Here is a 3,788-nt window from a genome sequence, read left to right on the forward strand (position 1 = left end):
TTGGACCGGTTGCTTCATAAAGTTGAAGTCATTCACTTAAACGGAGAGAGTTATAGAATTAAAAATAGAAGAACAATTTTTGAAGCAAAAAGTGTTCAAACTTAATGAGCAAAAACTGTTCAAAACTACTTGACGGTTACAGATAATCAAATTTCTCCACATTTTCTTGATTTTTTTAATCTATTATATAATGAATAATACAAATTAAATGAACTAGTCGATGAGTTAGGGTGAGAATTTAATATGCCTTCTAAGTTGAAGAATATATCTTTTAAATTGGGTCTTTTATTCAGTGCGATATTTGCCTGCTTTCTTCTACTGTTGGGTTTGATCCTCTATGGTGTTTTCACTAATGTCTTGATTGATTATATTAAGCAGGATGTCCTGACTCGCGGAAATAACCATGCCCGTATTTTAAATGAAAACTTCGACCGGACAACGATTGGCCATGTGGTTGAAATGGAACAAGGAGTCACAACTGAGGTGCTTATTGTGGATTCCGAAAACAATATCATCGCTTCTTCAAAAGAACCCGACAATGACATGATGAAGCATCTTGCAGAAAACAGGGAAAAAAGCAGTTATATTCTAGAAGATGATTGGAGGGACCATCGCTATATCATCTCTGTCTCTATGATTGGCAATCAAGCAGGGTATGTTTACATGTACTATCCTTCAAACATCCTCAGAGAAATCGTCTTTGTCATGAATGCCCTTATCACTATAGCCAGTATTGGGATTATCCTCTTGGCTTTTGGGCTTATCGGTATTTTGTCAAAAAAACTGACCAGTCCATTGCTCGCAATGAAGGAAGCCACTTCTAAAATGTCCTTGGGAAAGTATAGGCAAACGATTCCGGTCAAAGGAGGGGATGAAGTAGCCCAACTTGGTATATCTATCCAGAAGTTGGGTGAACAACTTCAATACTTTGAAGATAGTAGGAACGAATTTCTGGCTGCTGTATCCCATGAACTTCGGACTCCTTTGACATACATCAAAGGGTACAGCGATGTGTTAAAAAAAGGAATGGCAAATAGCGACGAAGAAAAAGAGGAGTACTTATCAATCATAAATAAAGAGGCACAGCGACTATCCATCATGATTAATGACCTGTTTGAAATGAGCAAGCTTCAGGTGGGAAAATTCGAACTGGATAAAAGGCCGGTCAACCTAAATGAGCTAATTAATAAAACAGCTACGAACCTCCGACCTGAAGTGGTAAAAAAAGGACTGAAGATCACTCTTGAACTTGAGGACGGACTGCCGAAAACAAAAGTAGATAAAGAGAGAATGGAGCAGGTTTTCTACAACCTGCTTGAAAACGCAGTAAAATACAGCACTGAAGGCGAAATTACCATTCGATCCTCGATCAAAAAGGATCTTGTTGTTGTAGAAATCTGTGATACTGGGGAAGGAATACCTGAGCCTGAGCTTTCCCGAATCTGGGATAGATTTTACCGTGTTGAACGTTCAAGGGGAAGGAAAACTGGAGGAACAGGTCTTGGACTTTATGTGGTGAAGCAAATCATCGAAGCCCATGGTGGACAGATTCAGGTCAACAGTAAGCTGAATGAAGGAACTGTTTTTACCATCTACTTAAAAACTTGCAAGGAGTGAATGGAATGAACAAAATATTAATTGTTGACGACGAGGCACAAATGAGAAAGTTGGTTAAACTTTATCTGCTTAATGAGGGCTATCAGGTGGAGGAAGCGGAGGACGGACAGGAGGCAATTGATATGCTTCGCAAGGATGACTACAATCTGATGATCCTGGATGTAATGATGCCAATGATGGATGGGTGGGAGACAATACAGCATGTGCGCAAAATGTCTGACTTGCCAATCATCATGCTTACTGCTAAGGGTACAGTTGAGGACAAAGTTACAGGCTTATCAACAGGAGCGGATGATTACCTTGTCAAACCTTTTGATGAAGCAGAGCTGCTAGTAAGGGTCAAAGCCCTCCTAAGGAGGACCGGCCATTCCAATTCTTTAGAGAACATCTTGAAGTATCAAGGGATGGTTATTGATCTCATCGCAAGGGAAGCAATATATGAAGGAATGAGAATCAACCTGACACAGACTGAATTCGACATTCTCGCTGCACTAATCGAGCACAGGGGGAAAGTCTTATCACGAGAACAACTGGTGGATATGATTTGGGGAATGGAATTCATGGGTGAGGACCGGACTGTGGATTCGCATATCAAGAACCTTCGTGAAAAGTTGCAAAAAGCTGGAGTGGATAAGTCTATTGTTAAGACAGTTTGGGGTATTGGATATAAAATGGAATAGTGGTGATGAAAAATGAAGCGTTTATGGCCGATCATCATAATGATATTTGCGACCATAACAGGTTTGTCTTTCCTATTTTTCGTAGTCAGAATGATATGGTTCCCGCCAAATTCCATGGGGATGATGATGGGAAGGCAAATGATGTACCATCATATGCGTTTCTGGTTCGGTCAGGCTTTTTGGCTGTTTCTTATAATGCTTGGAATTGGATTGCTGCTATGGATGGTGTTCAACCGCATTAATCGAAAAAAATAAGAAGTCATAACCTTTTTTGTCTTCCTCGTTTACATTATGAACAAGGAAGACTGTTTTATTTTCTTGTTGAACCCCAGGATGATGCTGCAAAAGCACTGCAAGCTTTGGCATGATTGCCGAAAAAATATAGCATCCTACAAACAGGTTAAAGGTATTTATTAATAATTATAGAGGGAGGGGAATCATTTGCATCCATTTTGGAAAGATCCGGCAATCGTTGTGTTTGAGAATAATGGTTACTATAAATGCTATAAAGTACTAGAACAATTAGACTTTAAGGAAATTATCCTGGCAGAAAACTAAGTGATGAAGGCGAGTCTGTTTCTTAATAAAGGTTTACGTTTTCGGTTGTTTTATTAATAAATGACACAAGTATTGAAGTATGAATTGGCATACGTCTTTTTCTTTATTTAACAAGGTTAATATTCTCGTGTTGTCTTGTAAGATTACCGAGGATTAATAACTGAAAACCCCTTGCTTCTTAAGGGCTCTAACTCTTCCTTGTAAAATAACTCACAGAGGTGGTAAGCATCGACGGCATCTGTCTTTACTTTCCTTAAACTTGAAAATCTTCGCCTTGTAGGAAAGTAAAGGGCTGATAATAATTAATAAATACCCACGTTCCTCTAAATATTGGACTACTGCTTTTTGATAGTGTCCAAATAGCTTCAAGAATGACAGGAGGTTTTAGACCTATTTCTTTTTGTACTACCTCTAAAAACTCTACAAGTAAACCAAGACCCTGAAGTGAATGAAATGCATTAAAGCTCTAACGGAATGTTTTCCCTTTATCGATAAAAGCTTGAACCTGACTTTCCCCCGTAGAAATATCCAGACGAACGACTGGATTCATTCATAACGATCTCCTAATCTTTTATTTTGCCGGTACCATTTCCTTTAATCTCCTTGCAGTTTCACAGCTTCGCTTGTTATACGAGAGCCTATGTACCAAACAGCCTCAATCATGTTTCTACAAGCAGGGGGCAAACTGTTTTAGCTGACGGGATTAAGGTCCCCCGAGCAGTTACGTTTTACCCCGGCTACCTTTATAATAAGACCATTTAAAAAGGTCAACCAGAAATATTTTCTTTTCTGGATGACCTTATTGCACGAAGGAGTTTAGTATAACAATAAAATAAATTAATTGATAATATTATTCATCTACTAATAAACAAGGTTAAAACTATACCAAGTTAAGTAGAGTGTTGGCAGCCTAGATTAATGTCGAGATACATC

At 38.6% G+C, this 3,788-nt stretch carries 4 protein-coding genes and 1 pseudogene; 4 read left to right on the plus strand and 1 reads right to left on the minus strand.

The features are described from left to right. Positions 1-9 precede the first annotated feature (9 nt). The 4 genes from ACH0QE_RS24775 (at position 10) to ACH0QE_RS24790 (ending at position 2,552) form a co-directional block, all read left to right on the plus strand. Complete coding sequence (locus tag ACH0QE_RS24775) at positions 10-105, plus strand: hypothetical protein (RefSeq protein ID WP_415803100.1); 96 nt, start codon at positions 10-12, stop codon at positions 103-105. 138 nt (positions 106-243) lie between these two features. Then, positions 244-1,617: a sensor histidine kinase gene (locus tag ACH0QE_RS24780; RefSeq protein ID WP_415803097.1), complete on the plus strand. Its 1,374-nt coding sequence runs from the start codon at positions 244-246 to the stop codon at positions 1,615-1,617. Between the two features lie 5 nt (positions 1,618-1,622). Beyond that, positions 1,623-2,297 carry a response regulator transcription factor gene (locus ACH0QE_RS24785; RefSeq protein WP_415803098.1) on the plus strand — a complete coding sequence of 225 codons (675 nt, stop codon included), beginning with the start codon at positions 1,623-1,625 and terminating at the stop codon, positions 2,295-2,297. A gap of 12 nt (positions 2,298-2,309) precedes the next feature. After that, complete coding sequence (locus ACH0QE_RS24790) at positions 2,310-2,552, plus strand: hypothetical protein (protein WP_415803099.1); 243 nt, start codon at positions 2,310-2,312, stop codon at positions 2,550-2,552. Positions 2,553-2,973: 421 nt separating this feature from the next. Here ACH0QE_RS24790 and ACH0QE_RS24795 read toward each other — a convergent pair. Beyond that, positions 2,974-3,405, minus strand: a pseudogene (locus ACH0QE_RS24795) (IS110 family transposase); the annotation flags it as partial. Positions 3,406-3,788: the final 383 nt, after the last annotated feature.

Source organism: Mesobacillus sp., assembly GCF_047739415.1.
In the GTDB taxonomy this organism is placed as follows: domain Bacteria; phylum Bacillota; class Bacilli; order Bacillales; family Cytobacillaceae; genus Mesobacillus.

Coding starts and splice junctions, on each gene's coding strand:
- ACH0QE_RS24780 (WP_415803097.1), top strand. CDS start 244: ATGCCTTCTAAGTTGAAGAATATATCTTTTAAATTGGGTCTTTTATTC.
- ACH0QE_RS24790 (WP_415803099.1), top strand. CDS start 2,310: ATGAAGCGTTTATGGCCGATCATCATAATGATATTTGCGACCATAACA.
- ACH0QE_RS24785 (WP_415803098.1), top strand. CDS start 1,623: ATGAACAAAATATTAATTGTTGACGACGAGGCACAAATGAGAAAGTTG.